The sequence below is a fragment of the Halalkalibacter sp. AB-rgal2 genome (assembly GCF_041821005.1).
Taxonomy (GTDB): Bacteria; Bacillota; Bacilli; order Bacillales; family Bacillaceae_D; genus Halalkalibacter.
Genome location: NZ_JBGUAV010000034.1, coordinates 1 through 18,392, shown reverse-complemented (window position 1 = coordinate 18,392; position 18,392 = coordinate 1). Strand labels below are relative to the sequence as shown.

Annotated in this window: 20 protein-coding genes; 16 read left to right on the top strand and 4 right to left on the bottom strand. The window is 38.5% G+C overall.

Going from position 1 to position 18,392, the window contains the following annotated elements:
- Window positions 1–4 precede the first annotated feature (4 nt).
- The 11 genes from nadC (at window position 5) to yajC (ending at window position 10,453) form a co-directional block, all read left to right on the top strand.
- Window positions 5–850, top strand: coding sequence for a carboxylating nicotinate-nucleotide diphosphorylase (gene nadC / locus ACERJO_RS19140; RefSeq protein ID WP_373648549.1), 846 nt, complete (start codon window positions 5–7; stop codon window positions 848–850).
- Entirely contained in the window at window positions 847–1,950 is a 1,104-nt protein-coding gene (gene nadA / locus ACERJO_RS19135; RefSeq protein WP_373648548.1) for a quinolinate synthase NadA, read from the top strand. The genes nadC and nadA overlap by 4 nt, the downstream gene beginning before the upstream one ends.
- Window positions 1,951–2,623: 673 nt before the next feature.
- Window positions 2,624–3,742 carry a SafA/ExsA family spore coat assembly protein gene (gene safA, locus ACERJO_RS19130; RefSeq protein ID WP_373648547.1) on the top strand — a complete coding sequence of 373 codons (1,119 nt, stop codon included), beginning with the start codon at window positions 2,624–2,626 and terminating at the stop codon, window positions 3,740–3,742.
- A gap of 251 nt (window positions 3,743–3,993) precedes the next feature.
- The gene (locus tag ACERJO_RS19125) at window positions 3,994–5,166 is read left to right on the top strand and encodes a YhcN/YlaJ family sporulation lipoprotein (RefSeq protein ID WP_247104457.1); all 1,173 of its coding nucleotides are present in this window, start codon (window positions 3,994–3,996) and stop codon (window positions 5,164–5,166) included.
- A 202-nt stretch (window positions 5,167–5,368) separates the two neighbouring features.
- Window positions 5,369–5,908, top strand: a complete 540-nt coding sequence (locus tag ACERJO_RS19120; protein ID WP_373648546.1) for a BofC C-terminal domain-containing protein — start codon at window positions 5,369–5,371, stop codon at window positions 5,906–5,908.
- A 162-nt stretch (window positions 5,909–6,070) separates the two neighbouring features.
- Window positions 6,071–6,673, top strand: a complete 603-nt coding sequence (gene ruvA, locus ACERJO_RS19115; RefSeq protein WP_373648545.1) for a Holliday junction branch migration protein RuvA — start codon at window positions 6,071–6,073, stop codon at window positions 6,671–6,673.
- An 18-nt stretch (window positions 6,674–6,691) separates the two neighbouring features.
- Window positions 6,692–7,690, top strand: a complete 999-nt coding sequence (gene ruvB / locus ACERJO_RS19110) for a Holliday junction branch migration DNA helicase RuvB (protein WP_373648544.1) — start codon at window positions 6,692–6,694, stop codon at window positions 7,688–7,690.
- Window positions 7,687–7,896 carry a DUF2905 domain-containing protein gene (locus ACERJO_RS19105; protein ID WP_247104453.1) on the top strand — a complete coding sequence of 70 codons (210 nt, stop codon included), beginning with the start codon at window positions 7,687–7,689 and terminating at the stop codon, window positions 7,894–7,896. The genes ruvB and ACERJO_RS19105 overlap by 4 nt, the downstream gene beginning before the upstream one ends.
- 82 nt (window positions 7,897–7,978) lie before the next feature.
- Window positions 7,979–9,004, top strand: coding sequence for a tRNA preQ1(34) S-adenosylmethionine ribosyltransferase-isomerase QueA (gene queA / locus ACERJO_RS19100; RefSeq protein WP_373648543.1), 1,026 nt, complete (start codon window positions 7,979–7,981; stop codon window positions 9,002–9,004).
- Window positions 9,005–9,016: 12 nt separating this feature from the next.
- Window positions 9,017–10,156, top strand: a complete 1,140-nt coding sequence (tgt, locus tag ACERJO_RS19095; RefSeq protein WP_247104451.1) for a tRNA guanosine(34) transglycosylase Tgt — start codon at window positions 9,017–9,019, stop codon at window positions 10,154–10,156.
- A gap of 33 nt (window positions 10,157–10,189) precedes the next feature.
- On the top strand, window positions 10,190–10,453 hold the full coding sequence (gene yajC, locus ACERJO_RS19090) for a preprotein translocase subunit YajC (RefSeq protein ID WP_247104450.1): 264 nt from the start codon (window positions 10,190–10,192) through the stop codon (window positions 10,451–10,453).
- 96 nt (window positions 10,454–10,549) lie between these two features.
- Here the strand turns inward: yajC and ACERJO_RS19085 are convergent, their stop codons facing one another.
- Window positions 10,550–10,924, bottom strand: a complete 375-nt coding sequence (locus ACERJO_RS19085; RefSeq protein WP_373648542.1) for a TIGR04086 family membrane protein — start codon at window positions 10,922–10,924, stop codon at window positions 10,550–10,552.
- A 146-nt stretch (window positions 10,925–11,070) separates the two neighbouring features.
- On the opposite strand from ACERJO_RS19085, the gene ACERJO_RS19080 reads away from it, so the two are divergent.
- From ACERJO_RS19080 to ACERJO_RS19070, 3 genes are all read left to right on the top strand, one after another.
- Window positions 11,071–12,360, top strand: coding sequence for an ArsB/NhaD family transporter (locus ACERJO_RS19080; protein ID WP_247104448.1), 1,290 nt, complete (start codon window positions 11,071–11,073; stop codon window positions 12,358–12,360).
- A 70-nt stretch (window positions 12,361–12,430) separates the two neighbouring features.
- Window positions 12,431–12,949, top strand: a complete 519-nt coding sequence (locus ACERJO_RS19075) for a YetF domain-containing protein (RefSeq protein WP_373648541.1) — start codon at window positions 12,431–12,433, stop codon at window positions 12,947–12,949.
- A 47-nt stretch (window positions 12,950–12,996) separates the two neighbouring features.
- A complete protein-coding gene (locus ACERJO_RS19070) occupies window positions 12,997–14,019 on the top strand; it encodes a DUF3231 family protein (protein WP_373648540.1) in 1,023 nt (340 codons plus the stop codon).
- A 255-nt stretch (window positions 14,020–14,274) separates the two neighbouring features.
- On the opposite strand, the gene ACERJO_RS19065 is transcribed toward ACERJO_RS19070, so the two are convergent.
- The 3 genes from ACERJO_RS19065 to ACERJO_RS19055 all read right to left on the bottom strand — a co-directional run bounded on the left by ACERJO_RS19065 (window position 14,275) and on the right by ACERJO_RS19055 (window position 16,659).
- Entirely contained in the window at window positions 14,275–14,901 is a 627-nt protein-coding gene (locus ACERJO_RS19065; protein WP_247104445.1) for an FMN-dependent NADH-azoreductase, read from the bottom strand.
- Window positions 14,902–15,001: 100 nt separating this feature from the next.
- Entirely contained in the window at window positions 15,002–15,427 is a 426-nt protein-coding gene (locus ACERJO_RS19060; RefSeq protein ID WP_373648539.1) for a MarR family winged helix-turn-helix transcriptional regulator, read from the bottom strand.
- Window positions 15,428–15,573: 146 nt separating this feature from the next.
- A complete protein-coding gene (locus ACERJO_RS19055; RefSeq protein WP_373648538.1) occupies window positions 15,574–16,659 on the bottom strand; it encodes a rhamnogalacturonan acetylesterase in 1,086 nt (361 codons plus the stop codon).
- A gap of 289 nt (window positions 16,660–16,948) precedes the next feature.
- Here ACERJO_RS19055 and ACERJO_RS19050 point away from each other — a divergent pair, with 289 nt between their 5' ends.
- Window positions 16,949–17,923, top strand: a complete 975-nt coding sequence (locus ACERJO_RS19050; protein WP_373648537.1) for a sigma-70 family RNA polymerase sigma factor — start codon at window positions 16,949–16,951, stop codon at window positions 17,921–17,923.
- The coding region (locus ACERJO_RS19045) for a permease prefix domain 1-containing protein (protein WP_373648536.1) at window positions 17,920–18,392 on the top strand (473 nt) is incomplete at its 3' end. The genes ACERJO_RS19050 and ACERJO_RS19045, both read left to right, overlap by 4 nt.

Genomic DNA, 18,392 nt, shown 5'->3' with positions numbered 1-18,392 from the left:
GAACATGAATCAGCTGTTGCTGAAGAGAAAGTTAGAAGAGTTTTTCCTAGAAGATGTTGGTGAAGGAGATGTGACAACAGAGTCATTGCTCGTAAGTGGTGAATATAGACGCGCCAACATTGTAGCAAAGGAAGAAGGAGTGTTGGCGGGAACTGACGTGATTAATGCCGGTTATGAAGTTATAAATAATGACATGATCGTTAAGCTTTTTAAAAAAGATGGAGAAGCATTTGAAAAAGGAGAAGTTTTGGCAACTGTTGCTGGTAAGGTTAATGATTTATTAGCTGGTGAGCGAGTCATTTTAAATTTATTACAACGAATGTCCGGTATTGCAACAATGGCTAGACGAGCGAAATCGGTATTAAACGATGATTCAATTCGGATTTGTGACACGAGAAAGACGACACCAGGTTTACGTATGTTTGAGAAGTATGCTGTTCGATGTGGTGGGGCTTATAATCATCGTCGTAGCTTAAGTGATGCGGTTCTTTTAAAGGAAAATCATCTTCTAGCTAGCGGTGGAGTGAAAAAAGCGGTCGAAGCTGTACGTGAGCGAATTGGTCACATGGTGAAGGTAGAAGTGGAGACGACAAATGAGAAGGAAGTACTCGAGGCCGTAACGGCAAACGTTGATGTCATCATGTTTGATAATGCAACACCAAAAGAGGTGAAAGCTTACCAGCAGCTTGTACCGGGACATATTGTGACAGAAGCTTCAGGAGGAATTAATTTAAATACGTTAGCGGAATATGCTGGTTGTGGTTGCCATTATATTTCACTTGGCTGTCTAACCCATTCCGTTCAATCAACAGATATTAGCTTTTTGCTAATAGAGGAGGAACAACGATGAGCATATTAGAACAATTAACAAAAATGGATCGAGTACCAGAACATTATCGAGAATTAGCGCTTGATGAGAAGCGTGAACGGATTTGGGCCATTAAAAAACGGTTAGGTAAGCGTTTGTTCATTCCTGGACATCACTATCAACGAGATGAAGTCATTGAATTTGCAGATGCGACAGGTGATTCTTTGCAGCTTGCTCAATTATCTCAAGATAATAAGGATGCCGAATATATCGTTTTTTGTGGTGTGCATTTCATGGCTGAAACTGCTGATATGCTAACAACCGATGAGCAACATGTCATTTTGCCTGATCTGAAGGCTGGCTGTTCAATGGCTGATATGGCAGATATCGACCAGACGGAATATGCATGGACGATTCTGCAAGATATGTTCAGTGACACGATTCTTCCACTAACATATGTGAATAGCACAGCAGCAATTAAAGCGTTTTGTGGTAGATACGGTGGTGCGACTGTGACTTCTTCAAATGCGAAGAAAATGGTCGAATGGGCGTTTACACAGAAAGAACGCTTGCTTTTCTTACCAGATCAACACCTTGGACGCAATACGGCTTACGACCTAGGAATTAGATTAGATGAGATGGCTGTGTGGGATCCAATTAATCGAAAGCTAGAATTTGAAGGTGACTTTGAACGGGTAAAGGTTATTCTTTGGAAAGGGCATTGCTCTGTTCATGAAAAATTTACTGTACCACAAATTGAACAATTCCGCCAAAACTCACCTGACACGAGCGTTATTGTTCATCCAGAATGCCCATATGAAGTTGTACAGGCGGCTGACTTAAATGGGTCTACGCATTATATTATCGAAACGATTCGCAAAGCTAAATCAGGTACATCATGGGCAGTTGGTACTGAAATGAATTTAGTTAATCGACTTGCTCAACAATTTCCAGATAAAAAAATTGTATCATTAAATCCGACTATGTGTCCTTGCTTAACAATGAATCGCATTGATATTGATCATTTACTTTGGTCATTGGAGGAGTTAGAAAAGGGCAATCTTCATTATCCAATTACTGTCGAGTCCAATACAACGAAGGAGGCATGTTTAGCATTAGAACGGATGCTTGAACGTAAGTAAATAGGGTATTAGAGCGAGATCTTCTATGGAGGTTTCGCTCTTTTTTAGGTGAGAATGATTAGACTCCTGCGCTGTCTAATATAAGGCCACTGAAAAAGTGGAAATCGCGAGGTCACTGAAAAAGTCCTTTCTAGTAACTCAAGGAAGAGTAATGGCTCCGCTCGTTGCGCGCCTTGCTATGAGAAACCCACTCATTGCAAGGCTTTCAAAATCGGGCAACGGCTACGCACATTACTTCAAAGCCACTGAAAAAGTTAAAACCAAACTTTTTCAGTGGCCTCGAAATCGCAGTTTTTCAGTGACCTCGTCTAATATGAGTGTTGGATCTGAATTATGGTAAAAAGTTTTAAGCGTATGTTCAAAGGTACCAAAAAAATATAGCAATGGCCTGTTCGCTACTCGTCATGTTGCGAGAAAAGCATTCACCACATGACTTTAAAGCTGTAGCGACTACACTAGATGTTTAAAGAGGGGGAAATTACCATTTTTGAACAATCTCTTTAAGAAAAGGTACTAAGCGATTTTCTAATTAGGCATAAACCTTTTTTTATAACATAAAATGTGCTAAAAGCCGTTTTCTATTCGAATTCTTCTTATTTTTTGTGAAAGGGCTCGTGTCATTTCGCCTACATTCACATAGGATGATATAGAGAACAAGAGGAGGGGAAGGAAAGTGAAAATTCATATTGTCCAAAAAGGCGACACTCTTTGGAAGCTTGCACAAAAGTACGGTGTGGACTTTGATCAACTGAAGGCTGCTAATGCCCAATTATCAAACCCGAATATGATCATGCCAGGAATGAAAATTAAAATCCCAACTGGAAGTGTTCCGGTCAAAAAAGAATCACCGGCGCAAATGGCTCCTGTAAAAGAGCAGCCTATTCAAATGCAACCGAAAGAGCAGCCAAAGAAAGAGCAACCGATACCAAAAGAACAGCCAATTGAAAAGCCACCAATTATGGAGATGCCAACGAAGGAAATACCGGCACCACAACCTCCACCGCAGCCACCTTCAAAGAAATTTGATTATAAGAAGAATGTGTACGAAACAAATATTCATTTTTATAAGCCGCAACCACAACCGATTAAAAAGCCGGCACCACCTATGAAGGAAAAACCAGTAAAGAAAGAAAAAATAAAACCAGAACTAAAGAAACCAGAAGTGACAAAACCGCAACCGACAAAAACCCAACCACAAATGCAGCCTAAAACCCAACCACAAATGCAACCACAAATACAACCTAAAGCACAACCACAAATGCAGCCGCAACTACAACCAATGCATCAACAACCGATGAAGCCACAACACCACCAACCAATGATGATGCCAATTGATTGTGGCCCAACACCAATTAGTCCAATGGTGCCTGGGTGTGCACCTAAGCATGGGCCATTTCAACAGGTGCAGCCAATGCATGGGACCCAGCCACAACCGATGCCTTATTATCCTCAGCAAACTCATCAAATGAATATGGGATGTCAAGATTGTGGTCCTGGTCCACAGCCATTTTTCGATCCAATGATGCAACAGCAACCAATGATGTCAGTACCACAGCCACAACAAATGACTCAGCAACATCAGATGCTTGATCCATATCAGCAGCCGATGTATCAGCAACAACCGATGCAAGAGCCAAGTCAAATGCAAGCTTCACCGATGCAACCACAGCAACCGACACCACAAGCACCACCATATCCAGACCAAATGTCAATGCCTTATAATAACAATAATATGACTGAACAGCTTGCTCAATTAAATCCTTATCAGGAAACAGACGATTATGATGACTAATTATATTTAAAAGCCGGTACAAATGTATCGGCTTTTTTCTTATAGTATATGGTTAAACGTATTTTTGAAAAAGACACCTTTCAAAAAACTCAGCTGTGCACGACACAATTAAAAAAGCCTGTTAAGGGGGGACAAAAAGTTAAAAACCAAACTTTTTAGTGATCTCGGCTAATGCGTTTTCATATCCAAGACTTAACAGACTAAAATGAGGTTCTCTAAGCCATTCTAAATGGTGAAAGGGGGAATTTCATTTGAAGAAAATAGCGATGACAGTCGCAACCGCTACGATACTTTTAGGTGGTTTTGCAGGTTGTGGTACTGATAATCAAGAAACAGGAATGAATGCACAAAATAATCGAACGGGTATTCATTCTCAAGATATGGGAGCAACTGGTACAACTGGTCGTCACCACGGTGAAGGACCTATAACAGATATGATGACACCAGACCGTGGACATCGAGGCGGATTTGGTACAACGAATCATAACCAGAACTTTGGTGGTCAAGGTGAGCGAGGAACTTATGGAACAAGCCGTGCTCAAGGCCATACGAATTATCATGGCACACTCGACAATCAACAACGTGGTGGTGGCTATGGGTTAAACGCTGGAGAAGGTCAAGGACGTACTCACTTAAATAATTATCATACACTAGGTGATGAACGAGGGTTTTTTGGTACGCAAGAAGGACGTACTCCAGGTATGGGGAGAACTGGCTTAAATGAAGGAAGAATGGGAGCCCAAGCAACACAAGGTGGGTTTGGAGCAAGAGGAATTACTGGAAATGATCGTCCAGGGATGGTTGATGAGGATGGTGTTCTTCGTGAACGTGGAGGCAATCGTGTAGGAATGCAAAACCGTCATCAATCGAATCAACGTCAAGGAATGGGTGCTTTAAACTTAAACCCTCGACATAAGCAAGAGCGTTCGAGAGCTGTTGGTATGGAAAATAGTGCTACCCGTGGTTATCGCGATGCGCTTAATAATGAATTTGGTGTTGAAACTGGTGTAAATCGTCAAGATCGTCAACAAACGACTCGTGCGACAGAAAATAATCAAGGTCAAAAGGCCAACTACCACCGTAGTTACGATAGTCAAACAGTCGAGAAGATTAATAAAGAATTAAGAGGAATTAAAGGATTAAATGATTCACGTGTTATTGTTCATGATGATGATATCGTCGTCGGTGTACAAGCTGAACGCAATAGCGATGATGTACGTGATCGTGTAGAGGATCGAGTAAACGATATCGCAGATGGAAAGAATGTTCGTGTTGTATCTGATTCTGATGCGTTTGGTCGTATTCGTACGATGGATGATGAGCTTCGTGGAGGAGCTGCATTTGAAGAAGTCGGAGCAACCTTCGAAGATATGTTACGTGATTTAGGAAATGCTGTTCAACGTCCTTTTGAACGTTCGCGTTAAGTATATGTTTTAAAAAGGCTACTGAAGATACGTTCAGTAGCCTTTTAATTTTGTGAATTAACATCATAGAGAGAAGGTTGGTTGAAAGACAACGGCAAAGCATGAAGCAATTTTTAAGGTTTTCTTACTGAATAAAAAATTACTACTTTGGTAATGCTTATGTTGTATACACAATTTAAGAAAAATACGGTGGTGAACACGTATGAGAATAAAATCTTATCAGCTCATATTATTAGCTGTTTTAATCGGAACTTTTTTCTATATGAAGAATTCAACAGGTACCATTCAAGAAGAACATGTTGAAAGTGAGTCAGAAGCATATGAGGTTCTTGCTCCACAAACAGTCCAAGTTGTTTTAGAAAGAGTTTATTTAGATGGAGAAAAAAGCAAGGAATATGTAGAAGAAACGATATTATCGATGGAGGACTTTTGGGCTTTCTATGAAGATTGGGAGTTAATTAATCAAAGCGGTGAAGAAATTATTTTTCGAAAAGAGATGTATGATATTTCACCACTGTTAAAAATAAACGGCTATTTTGGTTTGACGGAGGAAGGTGTATTGACCATTTTTGAGGGAGAGCCTAGTCACGAGAAGGTGATTCAAACATTTTTCTATATCGATACATCAAAATTAAAAAGTCATCATTATACGGAGCTTGAAAACGGGATACCTGTAAAGGATTTACGGAACTATGAAGAAGTGTTGCAAGTATTTAGTCAATATAAGGCGAAGGAAATATGACAAACCAAGGGGGGAAGGTTGATTTCTCCTTTGGTTTTTTTGTTTATTCAGTATAGTGCAAAATAAGAAAAGATCACTGAGCAGTTTTTCTTATATCTTCATAGAGACTACAAGTAAGTTATGGTAAAATAGAATGTACTGTGTTGAGAGGGGAATATGAAAGTGATTGATTACATTCGTGGTCCGTTGGTTGAAATAGAATTGTCTTATATTGTCATTGATCATCAAGGTTTAGGTTATCAAATTTATTGTCCGAATCCGTTTCGATTTCAAGCTAATGTAGGTGAAGCGATTCAAATTTATACATATCATTATGTTCGTGAGGATGTTTTGCGTTTATACGGTTTTGCTGCTAAGGAAGAGCGGATACTATTTGAGAAGCTTTTAAATGTTTCAGGTATCGGTCCAAAAGGAGCATTGGCTATATTAGCCTCAGGGGAGCCTGAAAATGTCATTGCTGCCATTGAGCAAGAGGATGAGGCGTTTCTCGTTCGTTTTCCTGGTGTCGGTAAAAAAACAGCTCGACAAATGATTCTTGATTTGAAAGGAAAGCTTGAAGAACTAACAACTAATTTAACATCTAATCAGGAAGTTATTGAACGAGTAAGCACAGCACCTTCTGAGCTAGAAGAGGCTTTAGAAGCATTACGGGCATTAGGTTATGTTGAGAAAGAGCTTAAAAAGGTTCGACCGTATTTAGAGAACGAAGAGCTTACAACAGATGGTTATATTAAAAGAGCGCTACAATATATGTTAAAAAGCTAGGGAAGGGAGGAAGTGTTGGTGGAGGAACGAGTCGTTTCAGCGGAGGAGCAAGGTTATGAGGATTCACTTGATCAACAAGTCCGCCCACAGCAGATTGCTCAATATATTGGACAAGAAAAAGTAAAGCAAAATCTAAACGTATTTATGGAAGCTGCGAAAATGCGTGAGGAAAGCTTGGATCATGTTTTACTTTATGGGCCTCCAGGGCTAGGAAAAACAACGTTATCAGCGATCATAGCTAGTGAAATGGGTGTGAATATGCGGACAACATCTGGTCCAGCAATCGAACGTCCCGGTGATCTAGCAGCTATTCTTTCTGGTTTAGAGCCCGGGGATGTCCTTTTTATAGATGAAATTCATCGTTTAAACCGGATGGTAGAAGAAGTGCTATACCCTGCGATGGAGGATTTCTGTCTCGATATTGTCATTGGAAAAGGTCCGACAGCGAGGTCTGTCCGTCTTGATTTACCTCCATTCACATTAGTGGGGGCGACAACAAGAGCAGGGATGCTCTCTGCACCATTACGTGATCGATTTGGCGTGATGGCAAGGTTAGAGTATTATACAGAATCTGAGTTAACACAGATTGTCCTAAGAACGGCCGAGATTTTTCAAGCTGATATTGATGGGGAGGCAGCTGTTGAAATTGCGCGCCGCTCACGTGGAACACCTCGTATTGCTAATCGCTTGCTCCGTCGAGTCCGTGACTTTGCGCAAGTTCAAGGTGATGGTACGATTTCATTGGCGATAGCTGCACATTCACTTGAACAGCTCCAAGTTGATGAGTTAGGACTTGATCATATTGACCATAAGCTACTGCTTGGGATGATCGAAAAGTTTAGAGGAGGTCCCGTTGGCTTAGAAACGATCGCTGCGACAATCGGTGAAGAAGCGGAAACGATTGAAGACGTGTATGAACCGTATTTGTTGCAAATAGGCTTTTTGCAACGAACACCGCGTGGACGTATCGTTAGTCCTATTTGCTATAAACATTTTCATTTGGAGGAGCCAAAATGAATATAGCAAAAGTCTTAATCAGCTTAGGTGTTTTGTTTATTATCATTGGTGTGCTGTGGATGTTGATTGGACGTTTTTTACCATTGGGGAAGCTACCTGGTGACATTGTTATAAAGAGAGAAAATATGACTGTTTATTTTCCAATTATGACAAGCATTATTGTTAGTATTGTTTTGTCACTGCTTTTCCTCCTTTTTCGAAGATAGTGAAAGACATTGCTCTTTTGCTTCGGTTTCGATATGATAACGTAGGAAAAGATGACGAAGACAGATTAAAGGTGAGAGACTAATGAATGTTGAAGATTTTGATTTTGATTTACCAGAGGAATTAATTGCGCAGACGCCGCTACTTGATCGGACGGCGTCTCGTTTGCTTGTGTTGGATCGCAACCGAGAAGACATGAAGGATCGTACGTTTATGAATGTACTTGATGAAATTCAAGCTGGTGATTGCTTAGTATTAAATGATAGCCGTGTGTTACCTGCTCGTCTTTATGGAACAAAGCACGAAACGGGTGCCCATATTGAAGTTTTACTTCTGAAGCAAGAGGAAGGTCACGTGTGGGAAACGTTGGTGAAGCCTGCCAAACGAGTGAAAGAGGGCACTGTCATTATGTTTGGTAATGGTCAACTGCGAGCAACATGTGTAGGTGAAGCGGATCATGGTGGTCGGATGTTAGAAATGAAATTTGAGGGTATTTTTCATGAAGTATTAGAAGAGCTAGGAGAAATGCCGTTGCCACCGTATATTAAGGAGACGCTACCGGATCAAGAGCGTTATCAGACGGTTTACTCGAAACATAGTGGCTCTGCAGCAGCTCCAACAGCAGGACTTCATTTTACAAATGAGCTACTAGAAGAAGTAAAAGCGAAGGGTGTACATGTCGCGTTTGTCACTCTTCATGTTGGACTTGGTACATTTCGCCCTGTTAGTGTGGGTACAATAGAAGAGCACAAAATGCATGCTGAGTTTTACCAAATGAGTGAACAGACCGCTCAATTGTTAAACTCTGTTCATGAGCAGGGAGGACGAATTATTGCGGTTGGAACGACGTCTGCCAGAACACTAGAGACCATTATGAGTGAGCATAGTGCTTTTAAGGAATGCTCAGGGTGGACATCCATTTTTATTTACCCAGGCTATGAATTTAAAGGAATCGATGGCTTGCTAACGAACTTTCATTTACCGAAATCAACACTAATGATGCTCGTTAGTGCGTTTGGTGGAAAAGACTTTATGATGAGAGCATACGCTCATGCGATACGAGAGCGTTATCGTTTCTTTAGCTTCGGTGATGCGATGCTTATAATATAAGGAGGAACGTTGATGGCGGCCATAACATATGAACATCTAAAAACATGTAAACAATCAGGAGCGCGCCTCGGTCGTGTCCATACACCACATGGCTCCTTTGAAACGCCAATCTTCATGCCAGTAGGGACGCTGGCAACAGTAAAGACTATGAGTCCAGAAGATTTGAAAGAAATGAATGCACAAATTATTTTAAGTAATACGTATCACCTCTGGCTTCGTCCTGGTCATGATATTGTGCAAGAAGCAGGGGGCTTACATCGATTTATGAACTGGAATCGTCCCATTTTAACAGATTCCGGTGGGTTTCAAGTATTTAGTTTAAGTGATTTGCGTAAAATTGAAGAAGAAGGTGTTCATTTTCGAAACCATTTGAACGGTGACAAGTTATTTCTCAGTCCTGAGGGAGCAATGGAGATTCAAAATGCATTAGGCTCTGATATTATGATGGCCTTTGATGAATGTCCACCATATCCTGCTGAATATGATTATATGAAGGAGTCTGTTGAGCGAACGAGCCGTTGGGCTGAACGGTGTTTAGAAGGGCATAAGCGTCCAGATGCACAAGGGTTGTTTGGGATTGTTCAAGGTGGTGAATACGAAGAGCTTCGTAAGCAAAGTGCTCGTGATCTTGTTTCGCTTGATTTTCCAGGCTATGCAATTGGAGGTCTTTCGGTTGGTGAACCGAAAGATGTCATGAATCGAGTATTGGAGTTTACGACTCCACACTTACCATTTGATAAGCCCCGTTATTTAATGGGAGTCGGTTCAGCTGATTCACTTATTGATGGAGCAATCCGAGGTATTGATATGTTTGATTGTGTGCTACCGACACGAATTGCTCGAAATGGGACGTTAATGACAAGTGAAGGAAGACTCGTCGTTCGCAATGCGAAATATGCGCGTGACTTCCGGCCGCTCGATGAAAATTGTGATTGTCATGTTTGCAAAAATTACACAAGAGCTTACATTCGTCACTTAATAAAATGTGAAGAAACGTTCGGATTTAGACTTACCTCTTATCATAATCTCTATTTCCTGTTAAACTTAATGGAGCAAGTAAGACAAGCGATTCGAGATGATCGTTTGCTTGACTTTAGAGAAGATTTTTTTGAGCAATATGGTTTTAATAAACCAAATGCCAAAAACTTCTAATGAATGATTAACTGAATGAAGGGAGGGAACAAAATGGAACTAATGGCTACAGTCATACCACTTATTTTAATGTTTGCGATTTTTTATTTCCTTTTAATTCGTCCACAGCAAAAGAAACAGAAGGCGATTAATGAAATGCATAGTGCATTACAACGTGGAGATAAAATTATTACAATTGGTGGCTTACACGGTACAATTGATGCCATCGATGAAGATCGTATTGTGATCCTTGTAAATGACAACCGTAAGCTTACTTTTGATCGCACAGCTATTCGTGAAATTGTTAACCCAGATTGATACATAGTAAGGGGTAACGAAACCATGTGTGAACATGAATCAAAAAAAGATTCTCAACCTTTTCGGGTGGGAATCTTTTTTATTATAATGGCTCGATTATTCACTTGAAAGGTTAACTCCGACGATTCCGCCTATTGCTCCTGTTAATATATATAATCCATGGAATAGATATTGTTCATTTGAAAAACTAACATCAAAACCTAAAAATTGAATAAGAAATGTGAGCAAAGAGAACATAAGTGCCGTTATTGCCCCTACTAATAAGCCTTTCTCTTTCGCACGTCCTCCAGCTATTAAGCCTCCAGTAAACATCGCTAAAAAGGCAATCGTAATAATAAACCAATGTACGGATTTTTCTGTTAACGAGCTAAATGACAGAATAAGCGAAATAACAAGGCTCGTCGTCAAGATAAGGACGAGAATAGTCATGAAACCGAATAAAATTGCGGGGAAAAATCCTCGGTTATTCATAAAGTAAGACACACCTTTCTGATTATATTTTATTAAAGCTTATTCAGGCTTGTTCAAAATAGACGTATTTCCTAAAAGAAAAGGTAGACATGTTTAAGTAAGACAAGTCATACGATGGTAGAAATGAGTGGAAGGGAGTTCATTTCATGGCCGTCACCTTAGCCTTAGTCATTTTTTTAGCGAGCTATTTTTTTATCATCATTGAAAAGTTTAATCGAGCGGTGATTGCTTGTTTTGGTGGAGTTCTTATGCTCGTTTTCGGTGTATATGATATTAACATCGCTTTTTTACATCATATTGATTGGCATACGATTACGTTGCTATTAGCAATGATGATTTTAGTTTCTATTACGAGTCAGAGTGGTTTTTTTGAATATATAGCTGTCTCTTTAGCAAAGAAAGTTCAAGGTCGTCCGCTTCCGTTACTTTTTGCTGTAGCGAGTCTAACAGCTGTCGGTTCAGCATTTTTAAATAATGTGACGACTGTATTATTGCTAGTACCGATTATATTTACATTAACGTCATTATTGAAGTTGCCACCAGTTCCTTTTTTACTAACCGTTGTGATGGCATCTAATATTGGAGGGACAGCAACGCTCATTGGTGATCCTCCGAACTTAATGATTGGTCAAGCAGTGTCACATTTAACCTTTAATGATTTTTTAATAAATTTAAGCCCTGTTGTCATATTGATCTTTTTCGTTGTAATGTTTGGACTGCTTTGGATGTATCGCAAACAATTGCTTGTATCGGATCAAGATCGAAAGAAATTAATGGCGATTAATCCTGCTCTCTATATTAAAAATAAGACGTTACTCGTTAAATCTGTCTCGATATTAACGATTACGACGATTGGCTTTATCATTCAACCTTTTATTCATGTGGATTTAACAAGCATTGCAATGGTAGGGGCATTATTATTAATGCTTGTCACACATGATGAACAGGATATGGAGGATGTATTTCGCTCGGTTGAATGGGTAACCTTGTTTTTCTTTGTCGGCCTTTTTTTACTTGTTGGTGGTCTTAAGGAAGTTGGAATTATAGATGAACTGGCGAAGGCGATTATTTATTATACAGAAGGGGACTTACCGAAAACAGCGATTTTTATTTTGTGGGGATCTGGAATATTATCAGGCTTTGTTGATAACATTCCTTTTGTAGCCGCAATGATTCCAGTCATATTGGAATTCCAAGAGTTTGGGATGAATGAGTTAGATCCACTTTGGTGGGCATTGGCGTTAGGTGCTTGCTTAGGTGGGAACGCAACGATTATCGGTGCGACAGCTAATGTAATTGTTGCCGGTATGGCACTGAGAGCGAAATGTCCATTTAGTTATTGGGAATTTCTAAAGGTCGGTGCACCGATTGCCTTTGTTTCCTTTTTCATTTCGACTATTTATTTATATTTTCGCTATTTAGTTGAGTTCCTTTAACTACCATCTGAATAAGATGTAAATTAGGTCATACTACAATTATAAGGCAATTTAAAAGGAGAGCGTGCTGATGGATTATTTAACAATCATCGTTAGGGCAGTGTTCATTTATTTCATTGTGCTTTTCGCGATACGATTGTGTCAGAAGCGTGAATGGTTAAATATCGTTGTCGTCTTTATGATCGCTCAGCTCGGTGTCGTGTTTCTTATTTATGTTGAGAAGCCCCTATTACTCTTTTTGCTTCCGACTCTTACCTTACTTCTTATTCATTTATTATATATGTGGCTTGTGAAGAAAGAGGAGGAAATGGTTGAGCGTTTTCAAGATAACGGTGAGAAACAGCAGTTGCTCCAACAAATGATCGAAAGCAGTCATTCGATGAAAGAGGATGTAAGAAGACGAACGGTTGTACTAATCATTGATGGTCAAATTCAGTTTCAATCTCTTCAAGACTTGAAAAAAACAGAATTTTGGCTAAGAAAGCAGCTAAAACAGCTTGGTTTTCGTAGTGTTAAGGATATTTCTTACTGCTCGCTTAAGGATGAAGGCACATTTTATATAGAAGAAAGTTCTCAGGATTATTCATGAAAGGAATAAAAGTGTTAAAGAAGATGTCTGTAATAAAGGAGAATAGGATGGCGGCTAAATACGCAACTACGCATAAAAATACGAAATTAAATTCAGTTGAAATGTCGAGTCTTTGGCGCGGTTATACGATTGAAACGGTGGCTCATTACATGTTTGAGTATTTTCTTGTGCACGTTGAAGACCGTGATATTAAGAAATTAATACAAACTTGTCACAAGATGACGAAGGAGCAAGTTGAGCTATATGAGAGCTTATTTAAAAAAGAACATTTTCCAGATCCAAGAGCGATCCTTTTAGAAGATGTCAACCTACAGGCACCAAGATTATTTACAGATGCCTATTATATTAATTATATTAAAACGATGACGAAATTTATGATTTTAGAATATACGAACTCTTTTACAGAAGTGACAAGAGATGATTTAGAGAAGGTATTTAGTAATTTTATTAGTAATTTGAAAAAGCTTGAGCTACAAGCAACGGATTTAATGCTGTCTAAAGGATTATATACACATCCACCATTGGTCCCTGTACCAGAAACGATTGATTTCGTTAAGGATCAAAGCTTTATAGGAAACATGATTCATTCGAGTAGGCCATTAAATGTCACTGAAGTTGCCAATTTATTTACTGTTGCGGAGGCTAATGCTCTTGGAAAGGCAACATTGATGGCATTTTCGCAAGTCGCAGAGGATACGAAAGTTAAACAATATTTGCTACGAGGAAAAGAGATTGCTCATAAATATATTCACATCTTTAATGATATTCTATTGGAGGAAGACATCTCAACCGTAAAAACGTATGATAATGAAATAACAGATTGTCAAGTTTCGCCGTTCTCAGATCGCTTTATGCTTATTCAAACGAACTTATTAATTACAAAAGGAATTGGCAATTATGGAGCAGCTTTAGCCGCGGACCAAAGAAAGGATTTAGCAACTCATTTTGCTAGAATTATGATGGAGGTTGCTACGTATGGTGGGGATGGGATGAAGTTACTAATAGGAAAAGGCTGGATGGAGCAACCACCACTTGCTGTAAATCGCAATAAGTTAGCTGCTAAAAAGTAATTTATGTAAGTAAGTTTTTTTTGAGGAGGGTGTTGTATCCCTACCTATGTTCACGTATTTTTGAAATAGGAAATAGGAAATAGGAATTCACTTCTTAGAAAAGCTTAGCCTTTTTGTAACGACTCTCCACACAAAGAAATTAAAAAGACACTGAAAAAGTAAATGAGTACTTTTTCAGTGTCTTTGTAGTTGCTCGCTTGTTACGGGAAAACCAAATCGTATCAAACTTTTAAAAATAGGTAACGCATTGCACAATTACCATTGCTGAGCAACTTTTTTCGCTTGTTCAATTCCTTTAGAGATAATAGTTTCAGCTTCATCAGGGAATTGATTGTGACCTTCAATAATAACCTTTGTAAGGTCAGTAACACCCCAAAATTGTAGCAGTGCTGTAACATAGTTGACGGCCATTTCATTTGCTTGTGCTGGCCCCTCTGAATAAACACCACCACGAGCATTTAATAGAACAACCTTCTTCTCAGGTAGTAACCCAACTGGACCTTCAGGTGTATAACGGAATGTTTTGCCTGCTTGAGCTAAATAATCTAGATAAGTGTGTAACACGGCAGGAACCGTAAAGTTCCAAAGAGGGAATGCAAAAACGACTTTATCTGCATCTAAAAATTGATTAAGGTAGTGGGTTACTAAATTTGCTGATTCTTGCTCATTTGCTGTTAGTTCGATTCCGTTACCTAATTTGAACATTCCGTTAATTTTATCTGTGTCATAATAAGGTAAATTTTCTTTGAATAGATCAAGCTCAATGATTTCATCTTCGGGATGAGTTTTCTTGTACTCCTGAAGAAACGCTTCGTATAATTGTACACTAACTGCTTGTTCTACTGGTCGAGAATTTGCTTTAATAAATAATACGTTTGCCATGAATAAAAAACCTCCAACTGAATGTAAATGGTTGTTGTAGCAACCTTTTTTATTGTTTAAGTTGTTATAGCAACAAAAAAGAGCGTAAGGTGCTCGTTCATTACTGAACATTTTCTCTAATTTTCAAAAGTAACCGTTCAAGCTCATGAATCTCATCTCGGGACAGACCATTTGTGACATGATTATTAAATTGTTCGGCGATTGGAATGATTTCATTGCCTAAATTCTGTCCACAAGCTGTTAAATAGAGCTTCATTAGTCGTCTATCATTAGGACAGTGCTCCCTTTTAACAAAGCCTTTTGACTCTAAACTTGCCGCCATTCGTGCAATATTCGTTTTATCTTTATTTAGCTTTTCGACTAGTTGATTTTGTGATAAGCCGTCTTTCTCCCATAGCAGCATCATAATAAGGTTCTGCTCTGGTGCAAGGTTAAAGGGTGCAAGCTTAGATTTTATGACATTTGTTAGGACTAAGTCTGTTCTATGAATGGAAATACTAATGTAATCCTGAAAGGTTAGATTCATGTGCATCCCTCACTATTTGGTTGCTATACATACTAAGTAACAAAAGTTAGTATAACGAATAATGAATAGAATTGTCAAATAGAATCATTCTCAATTATAAAAAAGCTAATAGGCGTTTGAATAGAAATGCGTAATTACATTTTCAATTAAACAACGATGTGTTTGTCGTCATGTATTTCTTTTAAGCTTTCTGCTACAAGCTTTGCTATATGAAAAGCACCTAGCTCTGAAAAGTGAGTATCGTCCATTACTCGTTCAGGATGAAATCCAAATTCTGAAGGTTCAAGCCACATAAAGAGACTCTTGCAGGTGCGTGGTCCTAATCGTTCAAACAGAGATTTGCTTTTCATAGCAAGATCAATATAACTAACGTGCTGCATAGAGGCAAATTCTTTCATAGCTAGCAAATACTCACCATGTGTGTTTATAACTTTTTCGCTCTGATCAAATTTACGGCGATGCACTGGAGTTACAAGGGTAGGATGTGCACCATACTTTTTAGCAATATGTACGAACATATTCAAATGATCTGTAAAGGATGTATAAGGTTGTGTTCCACCTTCATGATCTTTTTCATCATTATGACCAAATTGAATCATCATAATGTCACCTTTTTGTAGTTGCTTCTCGACTTCTTCCAGTCGTTTTTCTTCAATAAAGCTTTTCGTACTTCTGCCTGAACGGGCATGGTTTGAAACAACGGCGTGTTCGGTTAAGAAGTTTGGTAGAAATTGCCCCCAGCCTGTGTAGGGGTATTGGCTGGATGGTTGGTTCACAACCGTAGAATCTCCACAAAGGAAAATCGTGCGAATATCATGATGACGTGATAATTCAATGGAGCGGATAGCTGGGTGTATACCTGTAAAAGCGAGACGGAGCTCTTTTGAATGAACAGGAACTGCGGCAAGTATCGTTTTCGACTGCCCTTTATCAACATGAATGAGATGATGAATTCTTTGACCAGCTCCTGCAATAACAGTCGTGCACGAATCATAGTGATCTGAACCGAATGTGATTTTCATTTGATAGTTTCCGTTTTCTACTTGAATGATTAAGCTAGGAGCGAACGGAAGTGTATAGTTCCCTGGGTAAGAGTCATGTTTGTCTTCATTGTTTGAAATAGGTGTATCAAATAGAAACCCATAGCCTTTGTAAGGGGAAAAGAGTGTATCTGGAGATAAAAAAACAACGTTATTATTACATGCTAGTTCAAAGCCTTCTAACAAAGCCATATAAATTCCTCCTCATTTGTGCTTACAATTAGTATAACTGATTTATACTGATTTTTTAATATTTTCCTAAATTAGTTAAGTTATAATCAACTTATTATGCAGATGCTCATTTCAAACCAAACAATTGTTACTAAGAATCCAAATAAGGGTCAAAGTACATATTTTGTTCAACATAGTGACATTTGATCGTCTATCGACATAATGGGATGAGAAATAACTTTGAAAAAAGGGAAATAATGAAACGAAAAGCAAGATAGACTCGTCAAAGTGGTGAGGAAGGGGTGAGAGAATGGACCGTGTCGAACGATTTACGAATCATCAGTCCGTTTCATCACAGTATGAGCTACTTGATGAAATGATGGATTGCTACGGACAAGCTATACAGCAGCTTGTGTATACATATGTGAAAGATTACGCAACAGCAGAAGATTTAACTCAAGAAATATTTATTAAAGCTTTTAAAAAGCTACATACTTTTCGGCATCAAGCTTCAGTTAAAACGTGGTTGTTTCGGATTGCCATGAATCATTGCAAAGATTATTTGAAAAGTTGGCATTACCGTCAAATTGTATTAGATAACGATTTCGTTCATAATACGATCGCCAATGAAGTTCAAATTGAGCAAAGATTCATGCAACAGTCTGAAGAGAAAAGGCTTGCGAATGCAGTATTGAAGCTACCTTTAGCATATAGAGAAGTTGTTTATTTGTATTATTACGAGGAATGGACGACTAGAGAAATTAGTCAAATGACTCAAAAAAATGAAAATACGATTAAAACGAGATTAAACCGTGCTAGAAAGCTGATTAAAAATTTATTAAGTGCAGGAGGAGAGCGAATGAATGATCCACTAATGAACGTAAAACATGCGTTTGACAAAACGGTATTTGAACGTGTGCAATTTACAGAAAATCAAAAAAAGAAAACATTGATACAAGTCGATCCATTGAAGCAAAAAAAAATAGAAATTATGATTTTACAAACGTTATATGATTCAACTAAAACGGGGTTTGCGATTCTGAACGATCTAAAGAAGAGAATAGGGAAAGAGGATTTTCAAAACAATGAAGGTTCCGTGTACATTTTGTTACATCAATTAGAAAGCAAACGATATATTCAATCACAATGGGAAGATAACAAAGGGGCAAAAATTAAATACTATCATATCGAAAACAAAGGAAGAAAACGTTTAGTAGAAATAGAAAATGAAGAGGGAAATAAAACATCTTTCCGTCTAGATTGGGAAGGTGGTTTAAGAGGATGAGTAGGCAAGTGTTCAAACAATTTATAAACGAAGTAAAAGCACAAATCCGTTCAAAAGAAGCGCAACAGTTTGTAGAGGCTGAATTGACGAGTCACTTTATAGAGCGTAAACAAGAAATGTTGACAGAAGGGTTATCTGAAATAGAATCAGAGAAAAAGGCAGTTGAACAATTAGGAAATCCGTTAACACTTGGAAAGAAAATGCATCAAATTCATAAACCTAAAATCGATTGGTGGACGATTGGGTTATTGCTGGCTGTTATTAGCATTGGAATGGTGACTTTATATTCTCTGCCAACATTTTCTGGAATCTCAAGTTTACATTATGTTCGAGTTCAACTCATTTCAAGCATCATTGCTTTGGTTGTAATGACTGGGATTATGTTTTTGGATTATCGTAAAATGGAAAGATATTGGATGTATCTTTTGGTAGTGGGAATTATTTTATCCTTTTTCTTTTTTTATTTAAG